This window comes from Sandarakinorhabdus sp. (assembly GCF_040398645.1).
In the GTDB taxonomy this organism is placed as follows: domain Bacteria; phylum Pseudomonadota; class Alphaproteobacteria; order Sphingomonadales; family Sphingomonadaceae; genus Sandarakinorhabdus.
Window position 1 is genome coordinate 40,608 of record NZ_JBBATR010000012.1, and the last position, 15,871, is coordinate 56,478.

General features: G+C 63.6%; 15 protein-coding genes. 12 read left to right on the forward strand and 3 right to left on the reverse strand.

Going from position 1 to position 15,871, the window contains the following annotated elements:
• The first annotated feature begins 6 nt into the window (after window positions 1-6).
• Window positions 7-2,187 (forward strand): xanthine dehydrogenase family protein molybdopterin-binding subunit, encoded by a 2,181-nt coding sequence (locus ABWP50_RS04590; protein ID WP_353216817.1) that lies wholly within the window; start codon window positions 7-9, stop codon window positions 2,185-2,187.
• A gap of 41 nt (window positions 2,188-2,228) precedes the next feature.
• Window positions 2,229-2,900 carry a DUF2490 domain-containing protein gene (locus ABWP50_RS04595; RefSeq protein WP_353216818.1) on the forward strand — a complete coding sequence of 224 codons (672 nt, stop codon included), beginning with the start codon at window positions 2,229-2,231 and terminating at the stop codon, window positions 2,898-2,900.
• Window positions 2,901-2,922: 22 nt separating this feature from the next.
• On the opposite strand, the gene ABWP50_RS04600 is transcribed toward ABWP50_RS04595, so the two are convergent.
• From ABWP50_RS04600 to ABWP50_RS04610, 3 genes are all read right to left on the reverse strand, one after another.
• Window positions 2,923-3,294, reverse strand: coding sequence for a c-type cytochrome (locus ABWP50_RS04600; protein ID WP_353216819.1), 372 nt, complete (start codon window positions 3,292-3,294; stop codon window positions 2,923-2,925).
• 19 nt (window positions 3,295-3,313) lie between these two features.
• Window positions 3,314-3,778, reverse strand: a complete 465-nt coding sequence (locus tag ABWP50_RS04605; RefSeq protein ID WP_353216820.1) for a copper chaperone PCu(A)C — start codon at window positions 3,776-3,778, stop codon at window positions 3,314-3,316.
• A 65-nt stretch (window positions 3,779-3,843) separates the two neighbouring features.
• Window positions 3,844-4,191 carry a hypothetical protein gene (locus tag ABWP50_RS04610; protein WP_353216821.1) on the reverse strand — a complete coding sequence of 116 codons (348 nt, stop codon included), beginning with the start codon at window positions 4,189-4,191 and terminating at the stop codon, window positions 3,844-3,846.
• 141 nt (window positions 4,192-4,332) lie between these two features.
• On the opposite strand from ABWP50_RS04610, the gene ABWP50_RS04615 reads away from it, so the two are divergent.
• The 10 genes from ABWP50_RS04615 to ABWP50_RS04660 form a co-directional block, all read left to right on the forward strand.
• Window positions 4,333-5,157: a TIGR00266 family protein gene (locus ABWP50_RS04615; RefSeq protein ID WP_353216822.1), complete on the forward strand. Its 825-nt coding sequence runs from the start codon at window positions 4,333-4,335 to the stop codon at window positions 5,155-5,157.
• Between the two features lie 51 nt (window positions 5,158-5,208).
• Window positions 5,209-5,829: a thymidine kinase gene (locus ABWP50_RS04620; protein ID WP_353216823.1), complete on the forward strand. Its 621-nt coding sequence runs from the start codon at window positions 5,209-5,211 to the stop codon at window positions 5,827-5,829.
• Entirely contained in the window at window positions 5,826-6,314 is a 489-nt protein-coding gene (locus tag ABWP50_RS04625; protein WP_353216824.1) for a glutathione peroxidase, read from the forward strand. The genes ABWP50_RS04620 and ABWP50_RS04625 overlap by 4 nt, the downstream gene beginning before the upstream one ends.
• 66 nt (window positions 6,315-6,380) lie before the next feature.
• Window positions 6,381-7,706 carry an omega-aminotransferase AptA gene (gene aptA, locus ABWP50_RS04630; RefSeq protein WP_353216825.1) on the forward strand — a complete coding sequence of 442 codons (1,326 nt, stop codon included), beginning with the start codon at window positions 6,381-6,383 and terminating at the stop codon, window positions 7,704-7,706.
• A 103-nt stretch (window positions 7,707-7,809) separates the two neighbouring features.
• On the forward strand, window positions 7,810-9,528 hold the full coding sequence (locus ABWP50_RS04635) for an ABC transporter transmembrane domain-containing protein (RefSeq protein WP_353216826.1): 1,719 nt from the start codon (window positions 7,810-7,812) through the stop codon (window positions 9,526-9,528).
• Window positions 9,518-10,603: an efflux RND transporter periplasmic adaptor subunit gene (locus ABWP50_RS04640; RefSeq protein ID WP_353216827.1), complete on the forward strand. Its 1,086-nt coding sequence runs from the start codon at window positions 9,518-9,520 to the stop codon at window positions 10,601-10,603. The genes ABWP50_RS04635 and ABWP50_RS04640 overlap by 11 nt, the downstream gene beginning before the upstream one ends.
• Window positions 10,604-10,628: 25 nt before the next feature.
• Window positions 10,629-12,107 (forward strand): TolC family protein, encoded by a 1,479-nt coding sequence (locus tag ABWP50_RS04645; protein ID WP_353216828.1) that lies wholly within the window; start codon window positions 10,629-10,631, stop codon window positions 12,105-12,107.
• Between the two features lie 40 nt (window positions 12,108-12,147).
• Window positions 12,148-14,229, forward strand: a complete 2,082-nt coding sequence (locus ABWP50_RS04650; protein WP_353216829.1) for a TonB-dependent receptor — start codon at window positions 12,148-12,150, stop codon at window positions 14,227-14,229.
• Window positions 14,230-14,273: 44 nt separating this feature from the next.
• Entirely contained in the window at window positions 14,274-14,972 is a 699-nt protein-coding gene (gene ung, locus ABWP50_RS04655) for a uracil-DNA glycosylase (protein WP_353216830.1), read from the forward strand.
• 53 nt (window positions 14,973-15,025) lie between these two features.
• Window positions 15,026-15,871 (forward strand): alpha/beta hydrolase (locus tag ABWP50_RS04660; RefSeq protein ID WP_353216831.1); only part of this gene is annotated, 846 nt, incomplete at its 3' end.

A 15,871-nucleotide genomic window follows, 5' to 3' on the forward strand; every position in this document is an offset into this window, starting at 1 on the left:
GGGGCAATGACCATGCAGCTCAATCGCCGCAATTTCCTGTTCACGGGCGCGGCGGCAGGCGGCGGCCTGTATCTGGGCATCAGCCCGCAATCGGCAGGTGCAGCCGAGGCCGCGCAGATCAACGCCTGGGTGGAGATCGCGCCCGACAACCGCATCAGCATCATGGCCAGCAATCCGGAAATCGGCCAAGGCATCCGCACCAGCCTGCCGATGGTGATCGCCGAGGAACTGGACGCCGATTGGGCCACGCTCACCGTGGCACCCACCTTGGCCAACGCCAAGATCTATGGCCGGCAGGCGGCCGGCGGTTCAATGGCGATGACCACGCAATATGAATTGATGCGCAAGGTCGGCGCATCGGCGCGGGCGCTGATCGTGCAGGCCGCTGCTACATCGTGGGGCGTGCCGGCAGCACAATTGACCACCAAGGCCGCGATGGTGATGCACGCCGCCTCCGGGCGCAGCGCACCCTATGGCCAGTTTGCCGCCGCAGCCGCGGCCCTGCCCGCGCCCGATCCTGCCAGCGTGGCGGTGAAGAACCCCAAGGACTTCAAGCTGATCGGCACGTTCCAGCCGGGCGTGAACAACCGCGCCATCGTGACGGGCAAACAGGATTATGGCATCGATGCCGTGCTGCCGGGCATGCTGCACGCGGCCTTCGTCAAGCCGCCGGCGCAGGGGGCCAAGGTGAAGTCCGCTGACGTGGCCCGCGCCAAGGAAATGGGCGGTGTGCGCGATGCCTTCATCGTGGCGGGCAGCGATGAGTATGAGGGCTTGAGCGCCGGCGTGGCGGTGATTGCTGACACCAGCTGGCACGCGCAGCGCGCCCGCACCGTGCTGGACGTGGTGTGGACCGACAGCCCGGCCGCCTTCCAATCGACTGCAACGTGGGAGAAACTGGCGGCGGCGGCCAAGGGCAAGCCGGCGGCGATGGCCGTGCACAGCAGTGGTGACGTGGCCGCCGCGATGGCGCGCGCGACCAGGCGCGTGTCGGCCGATTATGCCTATCCCTTCATCCCGCATGTGCCGCTGGAGCCGATCAATTGCACGGCGCGCGTCATCGGCGACAGAATCGAAATCTGGGCGCCGACGCAGAACCCTGAGCCGGGCCGCGCTGCGGTTGCGAAATCGCTGGGCGTGCCGCCCGAAAACATCACCATCCACATGATGCGCGTTGGCGGCGGCTTTGGCCGGCGTTTGCAGAATGATTACATGGTCGAAGCGGCATGGATCGCGCGCGCCGCCGGCCGGCCGATCAAGCTGACCTGGACGCGCGAAGACGATATCACGCAGGATTTCCTGCGCCCCGGCGGCTGGCATTTCCTCGAAGCCGGGCTGGATGCGCAGGGGCGCTGCATCGCGTGGGACAATCATTTCATCAGCCACGGCCGGGACGGCAAATTCGCCCGCGCCGCCAACATCGGGCCGAGCGATTTTCCGGCCGGCATCGTCGAGGATTTCCGGCTCGGCGCCACGGTGCTGCCATTGATCCACACCACCGGGTTCCTGCGGGCGCCGGCCAACAATGCCTTTGGTTTCGTGACGCAGGGCTTCATCGATGAGCTGGCGCATGCGGCGGGCAAGGATCCGTTGCAGTTCCGCCGCGAATTTCTGGGTGCGCCGCGCTTCATCGGCGATTCTGCCGCGCGCGGTGCCTACAACACCGGCCGCATGCGCGGCGTGCTCGACAAGGCGGCCGCCATGGCCGGCTGGGGCCGCAAGCTGCCGGCGCGCACGGGCCAGAGGTCGGGGCTGGGTATTGCCTTCCATTTCAGCCATCTGGGCTATTTCGCCAATGTCATAGAGGCCAGCGTCGCCAATGACGGCACGGTGAAGGTGGAAAAAATCTGGGTGGCCGGCGATGTCGGGCGCCAGATCGTCAACCCGGCCGGCGCGCTCAACCAGGTGCAGGGCAGCATTCTCGATGCGCTCAATGCTTGCCAGACCCACGCCATCACCTTTGCCGATGGCGGCATCGAACAGCGCAATTTCGGCGATGTGCCGCTGGCGCGCATGGACCAGACGCCGCCGATCGAAGTGGCGTTTCTGACACCGGATTATCCGGTGACCGGCCTTGGTGAGCCAGCCTACCCGGCGGTGGCCCCGGCGCTCGCCAATGCGATTTTTGCTGCGACTGGTGTGCGGCTGCGCCGGCTGCCGTTCGACAAGGCATTGCTTGCGGTTTGAACTGTCATGGCGCTGACATATTGTTCCGGCAGGGCCGCGCAATGATGATGTCTCGCATTTTCTTGCTGTCCGCCCTGTTGCTGGCCGCGCCTTCCAACGCGCAGGATGTGCAAAGCTGGAACACGTTGCTGGTGCAGGGGCCGATTGACGGCAAATTGCTGTTGTGGGCCGAATTGCAGCCGCGTTTTACAAATGATGGTGATCGGCTGGGCCAGATTGTGGCGCGCGGTGCCATTGGTGTGCGCACCAAGAACGATATCGATTTTCACGCCGGCTATCATTTCCAGCACAACAATCCTGTGCGCGGTGCCAACAGCGACGAGCATCGGTTGTGGCAGCAGGTGATGGGGCCGGTGTATCGGCGCAAGGACGGGCTGGCGCTGATCACGCGCTGGCGGCTGGAAGAACGCAGCTTTGAAGGCGCCAATGATCTGGGCTGGCGGCTGCGGATGTTCTGGCGGCTGCAAACCCCGCTCAAGGGACCAGGCACCGCCGGGCCGCTGCTGATCAGCGAGACATTTTTGGCGTTCAACAGCACCGATTGGGGCGCGCGCCGCGGTTTTGATCAACAGCGGCTGTTTGGCGGCTGGCTGCAGCCACTGGGCAAGCGGCTGAACCTGGAAGCCGGCTACATGTACCAGCATCTGAACAGGCCCGGGCCAGACCCCGGCAACCATATCCTGAACATTACGTTGAACCGCCGGCTGGGCTGAACCCAGCCGGCGGTCAAAGGGTTTACTTGAGCGTTTTCAGATACGCGATCACGTCCTTGCGCTTCTTGGCATCGGCAATGCCGCCATAGGCCATCTTGGTGCCCTTCACATAGGCTTGCGGCTTGGTGAGATAGGTATCGAGATTGGCCTCGGTCCACACCACATTCTTGGCCTTCATGGCTGCGGAGTATGTGTATTTCGGGTAAAGCCCCGATTTGCGGCCAACCACGCCGGCCAGCGATGGGCCGATGCGATTTTGACCCGGCAAAACGGCATGGCAGGTCTTGCAAGCCAGAAACACTTTTTCACCAGCCTTGGCATCTTGCGCAACGGCCGGCGCAATTGCAGCCGCAATCGCAGCCACTGCGGCCATCGTCATCATCATTGTCTTCATGGTCTTTTTCCCTTCGGTTTCAATGTTGGTGGCTGCCGGCGGCGGCTTCGGTTTTGAATTCAACGTCAATCGGCCCGGCTTTTTCAAAGATCAGCCGCGCTTTCAGCGTCGCTCCTTCGCGCATCGGCGCTTTCAGGCCGATGAACATCACGTGCAGGCCGCCGGGTGCAAATTTCACCGTGGCGCCCTTCGGCACGGGCACGCCAGCCGTTTGCGCCCGCATCTGCATCACGGCGCCATTGGCTATCGTGCCGTGCAGATCGGCGCGTGCGGATGCTGTGGTTACAACAGACAACAGGCGGTCTGCTGTCTGGCCCCGATTGATGATAGCCATATAGCCGGCACCAGTTTTGGATACCGGGCTGGCAACACGCAACACAGGGTGATCGATCGTCAAACTGCCCAGCCGGTATTCGCGCGCTGCGGCAGGATCGGGGGCGGGCAAGGCCACGGCAAACGCCAAGGCCAATCCGATTATTTTCATGATGCGTCCCAAGACAGAGAACAGGGACACCGGGCTGAACGCCAGACCGGTGCACGCCGGATCGATCAGGCGCGCGGCGGCCCCTGGCCGGGGGGACGCGAGCGGTGCCGGCGCACGATTGCGCGCGGCGGCCGCAGCGCCATGGCCGGCACGAGCGGCTGCGCCAACAGCACCAACATCAGCGGCCCGGCGCTGGCCAACGCCGGGCCGAGCGCCAGCGCATAATCACACGGCGAGCCGCCGCCATCATTGGCCGGAAGCAGCGGCTGGCCAGCAACACTGCCGCCGCTGCACAAGGACAGGACAAGATCGTTCCCGGGGGCCGGCATCCAGCCGGTCGGCACCAGCACACGCAGCGCCAAAGCCGCCAAGCAAGCGGCGATCAGCAGCAGCCCTGAATGACGATTTGCCATACCCGCCAAATGCCACGCTTGGCGATGCCAGACAAGCTGCCAGCCAACTGGCAGGCACTCGCAAAATTCCGCAAATCAGCGTCTTGGCAGAGCAACACACCATGCGTACAATAACACTGCACAACTAAAAGGATGACCGCCATGCCCAGCCCCTGGCAGCACAGCCGCAGCAGCAGCGCCGACGATATTGATTTTGAAATCAAGGGCCAGGAACTGCAGTTCGTCGAAATCGAGCTTGACCCCGGCGAAAGCGCGGTGGCCGAAGCCGGCGCGATGGTGTGGAAGGATGCCAGCATCGGCATGACGACGGTGTTTGGCGATGGCAGTGAAGCGGGAGGCGGCGGCTTCATGGGCAAATTGCTGGGGGCCGGCAAGCGCCTCGTCACCGGCGAAAGCCTGTTTACCACGGTGTTCACCCACAATGGCGGCGGCAAGGCGCGGGTGGCATTTGCCAGCCCGACGCCCGGCGCCATCCTGCCGATCAAGCTGGACAGCGTGGGCGGCACGCTGATCTGCCAGAAGGACGCCTTTCTGGCAGCGGCACGCGGGGTGGCCATTGGCATCGAATTCCAGCGCCGTATCATGACCGGGCTGTTTGGCGGCGAAGGCTTCATCATGCAGCGGCTGGACGGCGACGGCTGGGTGTTCGTGCAGATGGGCGGCACGGTAATCGAGCGCAATCTGGCACCCGGCGAAGTGCTGCATGTCGATACGGGTTGCCTTGCGGCCTACACGCCCAGTGTCACCTTCGATCTGGAAACGGTTGGCGGGGTCAAATCGATGATCTTTGGCGGCGAAGGCGCATTTTTCGCGCGGTTGACCGGGCCGGGCAAGGTGTGGATCCAATCCTTGCCGTTCAGCCGGCTGGCCGGGCGCATGCTGCAAGCGGCCGGCGGGCGCGGCCAGAATCGCGGCGAAGGCAGCGTGCTGGGCGAATTGGGCGACTTCATCGGCGGCAATCGCTGAACCGCCATTGCCCCGATTGACGTGTGCAGCTGGCCGCGCGCATGAACGGGCGTGGCCAAGCTGTATTTCTATTATGCATCGATGAATGCCGGCAAATCGACGGTTCTGCTGCAGGCGGCCTTCAATTACCGGGAACGCGGCATGAACCCGCTGCTGTTCACGGCCGCCATCGATGACCGGGCTGGCGCAGGCATCATCGCCTCGCGCATCGGGCTTAGCGCCCCCGCTGCGGCGTTTGCCGCAGACACCGATCTGTTTGCTGCCGTCCACGCGGCGCATGCGGCCACGCCGCAACACTGCGTGCTGGTGGATGAAGCGCAGTTCCTGGGTCGCGCGCAGGTCTCGCAGCTGGCACAGGTTGCCGATGATCTGGCGATTCCGGTGCTGTGTTACGGCCTGCGCACGGATTTTCGCGGGCATTTGTTTGAAGGCAGCCTGTGGCTGCTGGCGCTGGCCGACACGCTCAGCGAGCTGAAGGCCGTGTGCGATTGCGGCCGCAAGGCCACGATGAACCTTCGCATCGATGGCCAGGGCCGCGCCGTTACCAGCGGCGCACAGACCGAGATTGGCGGCAATGATCGTTATGTGGCATTGTGCCGGCGGCATTTCGTGGCTGCATTGGGCAGTTCTGGCCCAGACGGCCGCACACGGCGTGAAGGGGAAAAGCAATGACCAGCATTTATGAGTTCCGCGCCAAAACCATCGATGGCCGCGAGATTTCGATGCGAGATTTCGAAGGCAAGGTGCTGTTGATCGTCAACACCGCCAGCAAATGCGGCTTCACCCCGCAATATGCCGGCCTGGAAGCGTTGCACCGCCGCTATGGGCCCAAGGGCTTTGCGGTGCTCGGTTTTCCGTGCAACCAGTTTGGCGCACAGGAACCCGGCAATGCCGCCGAAATCGCCGATTTCTGCAAGCTGACATACGATGTCGATTTTCCGATGTTTGCCAAGGTCGATGTCAATGGCGACAGCGCGCATCCGCTGTTCCGCGCGCTGAAGAAACAGGCACCGGGCCTGCTCGGCATGGAATCGATCAAATGGAATTTCACCAAATTCCTGGTGGATGCCAAGGGCGAAGTGCAGGAACGCTTCGCACCGACTACCAAACCCGAAGCGCTGGGCAGCCAGATCGAAACGCTGCTGGCAAAGGCCTGAACGTCCCTGAACGTCCCTGAACGTCCCTGAACGTCCCTGAACGCCGCCGCCTGACAGGACCGCATCATGCACAGCACCCTGCCCAACGATCTTGACCAGTGGTGGATGCCGTTCACCGACAATCGCTATTTCAAGGCCAACCCACGCGTCCTGGTGGCCGCCAAGGACATGCATTACACCGCCGGTGATGGCCGGCAGGTGCTGGATGGCTGTGCCGGATTGTGGTGCGTCAACGCCGGGCATGGCCGTGACCGCATCGTGCGCGCCATTCAGCAGCAGGCGGCCGAGCTGGATTTCGCGCCGACCTTCCAGTTCGGCCATCCGCTGGCCTTTCAATTGGCCAACCGCGTCGGCAGCATGATGCCGGCCGGGCTGGACCGGATTTTCTTCACCAACAGCGGCTCCGAAAGTGTCGATACCGCCTTGAAGATTGCGCTGGCCTACCACCGGGCGCGCGGTGACGGCCAGCGCACCCGGTTGATCGGGCGGGAACGCGGCTACCACGGTGTCGGCTTTGGCGGCATTTCGGTGGGCGGCATGGTTGCCAATCGCCGCACGTTCGGGCCTGGGCTGGTCGGGGTGGATCATCTGCCGCATACGCTCGATCAGGCCCGCAATGCCTTCTCCAAGGGCCTGCCGGCGCACGGCGCGGAGCTGGCGGACCGATTGGAAGCGATCATTGCCCTGCACGGCGCCGACACGATTGCAGCGGTGATCGTGGAGCCGGTGGCGGGTTCAACCGGCGTGCTGCCGCCGCCTGTTGGCTATCTGGAACGGCTGCGTGCGATTACCGCCAAGCACGGCATCCTGCTGATCTTCGATGAGGTGATCAACGCCTTTGGCCGGCTGGGCGCAGCAACTGCAGCAGAACGCTTTGGCGTTACGCCTGATCTGATCTGCATGGCCAAGGCGATCACCAACGCCGCCGTGCCGATGGGCGCCGTGGCAGCTTCGCGGCAAGTGCATGATGCCATCGTCATGGCACCTGGGGACACGCCGGGCATCGAATTGTTCCACGGCTATACCTATTCGGCGCACGCCCTCGCCTGCGCCGCCGGCTTGGCCACGTTGCAGCTGTACAGCGACGATGGCCTGTTTGCGCAGGCCCGCGATCTTGAATCCTACTTCGAAACGGCGGTGCACCGGATGGCCGAGGCGCCGCATGTGATCGACATTCGCAATTTCGGCCTGATGGCCGGCATCGAGCTGGCACCGCGTGCCGGAGCGCCGGGTGCACGCGGCGTCGAAATGCTGCGCAGCCTGTTTGATGCCGGCCTGTTGGTGCGCGCTTCGGGCGACACCATCGCCCTGTCGCCGCCACTGATTGTCAGCCCGGCGGAGATCGACGAAATGGTCGATCTGATTGCCAACGCCCTGCGACATCTCAGCTGAATATTACGCCTATGTAATTTCTTTTGGGAAGCGGCCTTGGCAAACAGGGGTGAACTTCCCTACATCACCCGCCAAGCGCACCGGATTGCCCGACAGGAGACACATGGCGGCCACCGATCTTGCCCAGATGGACCTCAACCGGCTGGTTTACCGCTGGTTGACCGATATTGTCTGGCCAGAGAAAAATTATTTCTGGCTGGCAATCATTTACGGCATCGGCGTGGCGTTGCTTGGTCTGGCCACGCCGATTTCGGTGCAATTGTTGATCAACAGCATCGCCAACACCGCGTTGCCCGTACCGCTGTTCACGCTTTCGTTCATCTTGTTTGCATTGCTGATCATTTCCGGATTGCTCAGCGTGCTGCGCATTCACCTGATGGAATTGTATCGCCGCCGCTTCATGGCGCGGCTTGTGGCGGATGTTACCACCCGGGCCATCAACGCCGCGGATCCGTTTTTCGAGGACGATCGCCGCAGCGACCTGTTCAACCGCTATTTTGAACTGATCAACATGCAAAAGGCCGTGCCGTCGCTGCTGATTGGCGGCTTCACCATCATTCTTGGCATGATCGTCGGGTTTGTTGTCACCAGCTTTTATCACCCGTTTTTTCTGGCATTCAACCTGGTGCTGATCTTGCTGCTGTGGGCGGTCTGGACGATCTGGGCCAAGGGCGCGATGAAAACATCAATCGTCCTCTCGCATGAAAAATACAATGCCGCACATTTCCTGGAAACAGTCGGCGCATCGAACGGGTTTTACAAATCGGCACGTCATATCGATTATGCGCTTGACCGAGCCGAAACAGTGACAGCAAATTATGTCAAAGCCCACGCCCTGCACTTTTCTTATCAGTTTCCGCAAACCATTGCCTTTTATTTTCTATACGCTTTGGCCAGCGCCGGCTTGCTGGCATTGGGCGGCTGGCTGGTCATTCAGGAGCAATTGTCGATTGGACAGTTGGTTGCGGCCGAACTAATCTTGTCTGGCGTGTTTGCCGGCATGAACAGCCTCTATTCCTACCTGGATGACCTGTACGACATCGTGGCAGCCGTCGAGGAACTTTCGCTGCTCTATGGGCTGAAGCAGGAACCGCAGACATCAACAAAATTGCCGCCACCGCACGGCGGCGCGCTGGGCATGAGCCGCGTGCGTTTTGCGCTGCCCGTGGGCCGCGCCGAACTTGATCTGGATATCCCGGCCGGTTCCATGCTGGTGTGCCAGGGCGTACCGGGGATGGAACGGGAATTTGCCGAATTGCTGAAGCGGCTGGAGAAGCCGGATTCGGGCCTGATCACACTGGGCGGCATGGATATCGCCTTGATGGATCCGCTGGCGCTGCGATCCGGGATCATGGTGCTGGACCGGGCCAGCATCGTGGAATCGACCATCCTTGATTATCTGATGCTGGCCAATCCCGCCCGCAACGCCGCTGATCAATTGCAGGCATTGCAGTTGGTTGGCCTTGGGGATCGCATCGGCTTGCTGCCCGATGGCATCCAGACCCGCCTGTCATCAACCGGCGCGCCGTTCACGGTGGCCAAGATGATGCAGCTGAAACTGGCCGCCGCCATCCTGTCGGAGCCCAACATACTGGTGCTCTCGCCGCTGTGCGATACGGTGCCAGTCAGCCGGTTGCAGGCGGTATTGGGCCATTTTCGCGGAAAATCGACCACCGTGCTGTACTTCAGCAATCGGCCTGAGGCGATCACGCTGGATGGCTGGGTGTGGATGGGGCTGGAACAGCAGGTCGTGACCCGCGACCGCAGCGTGTTTGACAAGCTGCGCCTTGCCGCCGGCCGGGAGACACAAGATGGCGAATAATGTGCCGCCAGCCGGCAGCAGCGCGCCGTTTCCAACCCTGCGCAGCCTCAATCCGCCGCCGGTGATGCGAGTATTTGCGCTGCTTGTGGTGGCAGCAATCGTGATCACTGTCCTGTTCATCACGCTGGTGCCGTGGGTGCAAACCGCGCAAGGCACCGGCCAGGTGATCGCATTTGATCCGCGTGACCGGCAGCAGAATATCAGCGCGATGGTGCCCGGGCGGCTGACGCGCTGGTATGTGACCGATGGCGCCCGCGTCCAGGCCGGCGAAGCCATTGCCCGCGTGGTGGATATCGATCCGGATTTCCTGTCGCGGTTGCGCAGTGAACGGACACAGAAACTGGCGGAAATGGCCGCAACCAGCGCCGCCATGGCCACGGCGCAGCGTGACGTGACCCGCATGCAAACCCTTTACGGCGAAGGGCTGGCGGCGCGGCGCGACATGGAATTGGCACAGATCAAGGTCGCGGATTATGCGGCAAAACTGGCGTCGTCGCGGGCCGAGATCAACAAGATTGATGTGAACCTTAGCCGCCAATCCGAACAATTGATCCGCGCGCCGCGCGCCGGGCGTATCATGCGAGTCAGCAGCATCGATACCGCCACGATGATCAAGCAGGGCGATGTGCTGGCCACATTCGTGCCCGAACAATCGCGGCGGGTGGTGGAATTGTTTGTCGATGGCCGTGATGTGCCGCTCATCCATACCGGGCGCAGGGTTCGGCTGGAATTCGAAGGCTGGCCGGCGATTCAGTTTTCCGGCTGGCCATCGGTGGCCAAGGGCTATTTTGATGGCCAGGTCGCCGCCATGGATTTGAATGCGTCGCCCAGCGGCCTGTTTCGGGTGCTGGTATCGGAGTCGCCTGATCGTGATCCGTGGCCGACCGAACCATCGGTGCGGCTGGGTGCAAAGGTGCGCGGCTGGGTGCAGATGAACACGGTGCCGATCTGGTTTGAATTGTGGCGGCTGCTCAATGATTTCCCGTTGCAGTTCACCCGGCCGGGCGCCGAACCTGCGACCAATGGCGAAGCCAAGGCCGAAAAGGGCAGTGATGCCGCCACGCCAGCGAAATAAACACGCAAGGGGAACGGCGCAAGGATTGGCGCTGCTGGCGATGCTGGCGGGCCTCACCGGCGCCGGCGCGGCGCTGGCGACGCTGCCGCTGGCCGTTGGCCCGCGCGCCAGCCAGGCATTGGAGGCGGATGCGCGCGCATCGGCGCAGTCGCTGCCAGCTGCCAGCCAGCCGTTGACTCTCGAAGCGCTGCTCGCGGCCAGTCGATTTCATGCCCCGCAGGTTCTCGAAGCATTGGCCCGGGTGCGCGGCGCACAGGGCCGGTTGCTGACAACTGAAGGCGCGTTCGACACGCTGTTCAATGCCAATATTGATGCCCGGCCGACGGGCTTTTACGATGGCGCCGAAGCCGGTGCCCGCCTGACCCAGCCGCTGGCCAACAACGGCGGCAGTGTGTTTGGCGGCTATGAAATCGCACGCGGAAGCTTCCCATCGTCGCAATCCAGCAACAACACCGCCCAGCTTGGCCGCCTGACCGTGGGCACGCTGTTTTCGCTACTGCGTGACCGCGACATCGACGATCGCCGCTTCAATCGCGCCATGGCCAGCGCCGATATCGCGCTGGCCGACAATGATCGCCTGCTGGTTGCCATCGGCGTGCAGGCCCGCGCCATCGCCGCCTGGAACAACTGGGTGATCGCCGGGCAGCGCGTCACCGTGTTCAAGGGCTTGCTGCGACTGGCGCTGGACCGGCAAGCCGGCTTCAAGCGCCAGGTGGCCGAAGGCTTGCGCCCGGCGATTCTCCTCACCGAAAATGAACAGAATATTCTGCGCCGGCAAACACTGGTGGTGCAGGCTGAACAGACGCTGGAACAATCCGCTGTCAATCTTTCGCTGTTCTGGCGCGATGCCGATGGCAACACGCTGGTGCCCGGCCAACAGCAATTGCCGCGCGCGCTGCCGTTGCCGCTGCCTGTCGCCGAAGATGTGATGGCGGCGCTGGAAAATCGCCCCGATCTGCGGGTTGTGGATGTGCGCATTGCCCAGGCCCGGCAACGCCTGCTGCTCGATCGCAACAATTTTCTGCCCCGCCTCGATCTGAAAGCCGAAGTGAACCAATATATTGGCGATGCCGGCCAGGGCGGGCAGGCCTATACCGGCACCGAAACCAAGCTGGGCGTCACGCTGACCGTGCCGATCCAGCAACGCACGGCGCGCGGCCGCCTTGATCAGACCCGCGCCGATATCGATGGCTTTGCCCAGCGCCGCCGCTTCATCGAAGACCAGATTCGCATTGAAATTGGGGGGCTGTCGATTGCCGCCCGCCAATCGCGCCGGCTGCTGGGCATTGCCATCGACGAGCAAGACCGTGCCCTGGCCATGGCCAATGCCGAACGGCGGCGTTTTCAGGAAGGGGCGTCGGATTTCTTCCTGGTCAATATCCGCGAAGAGGCTGCGGCTGATGCGCAGGTGCGCCGGCTGGATGCGGCCTTCCGCCAGATTGTCGCCCATGCCGATCTGGCCGCAGCGACAGCCGATCTGGGGGCGCTGGGGCTCGGCCGATAGGACAAGTTGCGTCATCCCTTGCGTTTGCTAAGGGGTCTGGATGTTCAAACAATCCCTGCTTGCCGCCTTGTTGTTGTCCGCTATGCCAGTCGCTGCCCAGGGTGCGGATACGACGCCCGAAGATGCGTTGATCACGGTCACGGGCAAGGGCCTGCGGGACCTGCCCGGCGATGCCGCGCTGTCGCTGGTGGTGATCGAGCGGGCTCGCATCCTCAACAGCGGATCGAACCGGCTGGAATCCGTGCTGGCCGATATCGCTGGCCAGCAGCAGTTTCGCCGTTCGGACAGCCGATCGGCCAATGCCACCAGCCAGGGCATCACGTTGCGCGGTCTGGGCGGCAATGCCTCATCGCGGGCGCTACTGGTGTTGGACGGCGTGCCGCAAGCCGATCCCTTTGGCGGCTGGGTGGCGTTTCCGGCCTATGCCACTGGCCGGCTGGAGCGCATCCGGGTCACGCGCGGCGGCGGATCAGGTTATTGGGGGCCAGGCGCACTGGCCGGCACCATCGAATTGGAATCGGTGGGCAGCGAAGCGCTCACCCCGTTCACCGGCGGCCTGGCCTATGGCAGCCGCAGCAGCGTGGATGCCCAAGGCTCTTTGGGCCTGAAGCGTGACGGCGGCTTTGCCATGCTGTCGGCAGCCTATGGCCGCGGCGACGGCTTTGTGCCAATCGTCGCCCGCAGCCGCGGCCCGGTTGACCGCCCTGCGCCCTATGAACAGGCCAGCGCCAATCTGCGCGTTGTGGTGGGCATCGCGCCCGATACCGAAGCGCAAGTGAGCGCCACCGCCTTCACGGACAGCCGTGAACGCGGCACCGATTTTTCACAGAATACGTCCGAAGGCGCCGATGCGTCGTTGCGGCTGGTCGGGCGCGGTAATGAGCGGGGCCATTGGGGCTGGCAGGCCCTCGCCTATGTGCAGACGCGCAATTTCACCTCGGATTTCGCTGCAGTGGCCGCCACGCGCGCCACCGTGACGCAAAGCCTCGATCAATATGACACGCCAGCAACCGGCTGGGGCGGCCGGCTGGAAATCGCGCCGCCATTGGGCGAAAACATCACCCTGCGCCTGGGCGCGGACACGCGGCAATTGACGGGGAAGACACTGGAGCTGTTCACCTATGTGAATGCCGCCCCGACGCGCCAGCGTGAGGCCGGCGGGCGCAGCAGCACCAGCGGCGTGTTTGCCGATGCCAGCATCGCCGCCGGCATCCTTACGATCACGTTGGCCGCGCGCCTGGATTGGTGGACGATCCAGAACGGCCGATTGCTGGAAACCACCATCGCTACCGGCGCGCCGTTCACCACCTTGCTTTATGCTGATCGGTCCGGTGAAGAGCTTACCGGCCGCGCTGGCGTGGCCGTGAACGCCGCCGATTGGTTGACCCTGCGCAGCGCGGCCTATCGCGGCTGGCGGCTGCCCACCTTGAACGAATTGTACCGCCCGTTCCGGGTTGGACCGGATGTGACCGCAGCCAACGCGCTGCTGGCGCCTGAGCATGTCACCGGTGTGGACGCTGGCTTCACCCTGAAGCCTGCAGCCGGCATCGAAATCGGCGTGACGGCGTTCTGGAACCGCATGTACGACAGCATTGCCAACGTGACTGTGGCTAGCGGGCCGGGCAATTTCCCCGGCGCCGGCTTTGTGGCCGCCAATGGTTTTTTCCGCCAGCGCCAGAATCTGGATGCATTGAATGTGTGGGGCTGGGAAGTTGATGCCCGGCTGCGGCGCGGGCCATTTGGCCTGTCGGCCAGCTGGAGCCATGTCGATCCGGAAATTCGGGCCAGCGGCGTGGCGGCGGCATTGAATGGACTGGCACCGGCGCAAACCCCGCGCGATCAGTTTTCGGGCACCGCCGATTACAGCGGCAAATTGTTCACGGCTTCGGCCACGCTGCGCCACATCGCCAGCCAGTTTGAAGATGATCAGAACGCCCGCACCTTGGGCGCAGCCACCATGGTCGATGCACTGCTGCTGGTGCCGATCGTCAAGGGCATCGCCATCGAAGGCCGCGTGGAAAATCTGTTCGATGCCGAGGTGCAGGCGGCGCTGTCCGGCACCGGCGTGATCGAGCGGGCCTTGCCGCGCACCTTCTGGGTGGGTGCGCGCCTGAATTTCTGAACACCGGTTGACGCCGCCGACCTTGGGCGGACACACAGGCCGGCATGGCAGGCACGGTGAAATTGCACGAAAGCTGGCGGGAGCCGCTGGCGGACATGCTGGCGTCGCCGGCAATGGCAGCGCTGCGCAGCTTCCTGGTGGCCGAAAAAGCCGCCGGCAAGACGATCTTCCCCAAGGGCAGCGAGTGGTTTCGCGCGCTTGATCTCACGCCGCTCGATCAAGTGCGGGTGGTGATCCTGGGCCAGGACCCGTATCACGGCCCCGGCCAGGCGCACGGGCTGGCGTTCAGCGTGCGGCCCGGCGTGCGGGTGCCGCCCAGCCTCGCCAATATCTACAAGGAATTGCACGCGGATCTCGGCATCCAGCCCGCCCGGAATGGCTTTCTGGAACATTGGGCGCGGCAGGGCGTGCTGCTGCTCAACACCTGCCTGACCGTGGAACAAGGCCTTGCTGCCAGCCACAAGGGCCGCGGCTGGGAAGGCTTCACCGATGACGTGATCCGGCTGGTGGCCGCGCGGGAACGCCCCTGCGCTTTCCTGCTGTGGGGCAGCCACGCCCAGAAAAAGGCCAGCTTTGTCGATGCCGGCGCCAACAATGGCCGCCACCTCGTGCTGAAAGCGCCGCATCCATCGCCGCTGTCGGCGCACACCGGCTTTCTGGGCTGCCGGCATTTTTCGCGCACCAACACATGGCTCGCTGCGCAGGGGTTGGCGCCGATCGATTGGGCCCTGCCGCCGCTGTGAAACAGATTGCGCCGGGCGGTAATGGCCGTGATACTGGGGCTATGGAGGGCAGGATGAAGACATTGATGGTATGGGCATTGATGGTCTGGACAACGGCCTTGCTATCCACTGGCAATGCCGCCGCGCAATCGGCGCTGTTTGTCGATCCGCCCGCCACAGCCTCACCGCGAGCGCGCATGGAGGTGATGCATATTCCGTCAGGCGGGCTTGAAATCAACGCGGTGGCTTATCTTGCTGCCGGGCCGGGGCCGCATCCCACCATCATTCTGTGCCACGGCTGGCCTGGCAACGAAAAGAACCTCGATCTGGCGCAAGCGCTGCGCCGCGCGGGCTGGAACGCCGTCACCTTCAATTATCGCGGCAGCTGGGGCAGCCCAGGCAATTTCCGATTTGCCCAGAACCCGCAGGATGCCCGCGCCGTGCTGGCGCATCTGCGCCGGCCCGATGTGGCTGCAAAGCTGGGCATCAACACCGCCAGCATCGTGCTGGCAGGGCACAGCATGGGCGGCTGGGTGGCGGCAATGGTTGGCAGCGATGATCCGGCGCTGGCCGGTGTCATCCTGATTTCGGCTGCAAACATGGGCATGGTCGCCCAAATGAGCGGCAGCAATTTGATCGCGCAAGCTGCCGGCAACAGCGAAGCCCTCAGCGGCACCACGCCAGCGATGCAGGCGGCGGAGTTGACCGAGCAGGCAGCCGCTTTTGATTTGCGGCCGCGCAGTGCCGGATTGGCGCGGCAGCCGCTGTTGGTGCTGACATCGGATGACGGCCTGAAGCCATCGACCGATCCGGTGGTTGCCGGCGCGCGGGCTGCTGGCGGCAAGGTGACCGAAGTCCATGAGGTAACCGATCACAGCTGGTCCGATGCCCGGCTGGCGCTGGCGGCGCGCGTGCACGAC

Excerpts from the sequence above, each read along its gene's own strand:
- ABWP50_RS04635 (WP_353216826.1), top strand. The coding sequence starts at position 7,810 with ATGGCGGCCACCGATCTTGCCCAGATGGACCTCAACCGGCTGGTTTAC.
- aptA (WP_353216825.1), top strand. The coding sequence starts at position 6,381 with ATGCACAGCACCCTGCCCAACGATCTTGACCAGTGGTGGATGCCGTTC.
- ABWP50_RS04615 (WP_353216822.1), top strand. The coding sequence starts at position 4,333 with ATGCCCAGCCCCTGGCAGCACAGCCGCAGCAGCAGCGCCGACGATATT.
- ABWP50_RS04590 (WP_353216817.1), top strand. The coding sequence starts at position 7 with ATGACCATGCAGCTCAATCGCCGCAATTTCCTGTTCACGGGCGCGGCG.
- ABWP50_RS04610 (WP_353216821.1), bottom strand. The coding sequence starts at position 4,191 with ATGGCAAATCGTCATTCAGGGCTGCTGCTGATCGCCGCTTGCTTGGCG.
- ABWP50_RS04595 (WP_353216818.1), top strand. The coding sequence starts at position 2,229 with ATGATGATGTCTCGCATTTTCTTGCTGTCCGCCCTGTTGCTGGCCGCG.
- ung (WP_353216830.1), top strand. The coding sequence starts at position 14,274 with ATGGCAGGCACGGTGAAATTGCACGAAAGCTGGCGGGAGCCGCTGGCG.
- ABWP50_RS04650 (WP_353216829.1), top strand. The coding sequence starts at position 12,148 with ATGTTCAAACAATCCCTGCTTGCCGCCTTGTTGTTGTCCGCTATGCCA.
- ABWP50_RS04640 (WP_353216827.1), top strand. The coding sequence starts at position 9,518 with ATGGCGAATAATGTGCCGCCAGCCGGCAGCAGCGCGCCGTTTCCAACC.
- ABWP50_RS04625 (WP_353216824.1), top strand. The coding sequence starts at position 5,826 with ATGACCAGCATTTATGAGTTCCGCGCCAAAACCATCGATGGCCGCGAG.
- ABWP50_RS04600 (WP_353216819.1), bottom strand. The coding sequence starts at position 3,294 with ATGAAGACAATGATGATGACGATGGCCGCAGTGGCTGCGATTGCGGCT.
- ABWP50_RS04605 (WP_353216820.1), bottom strand. The coding sequence starts at position 3,778 with ATGAAAATAATCGGATTGGCCTTGGCGTTTGCCGTGGCCTTGCCCGCC.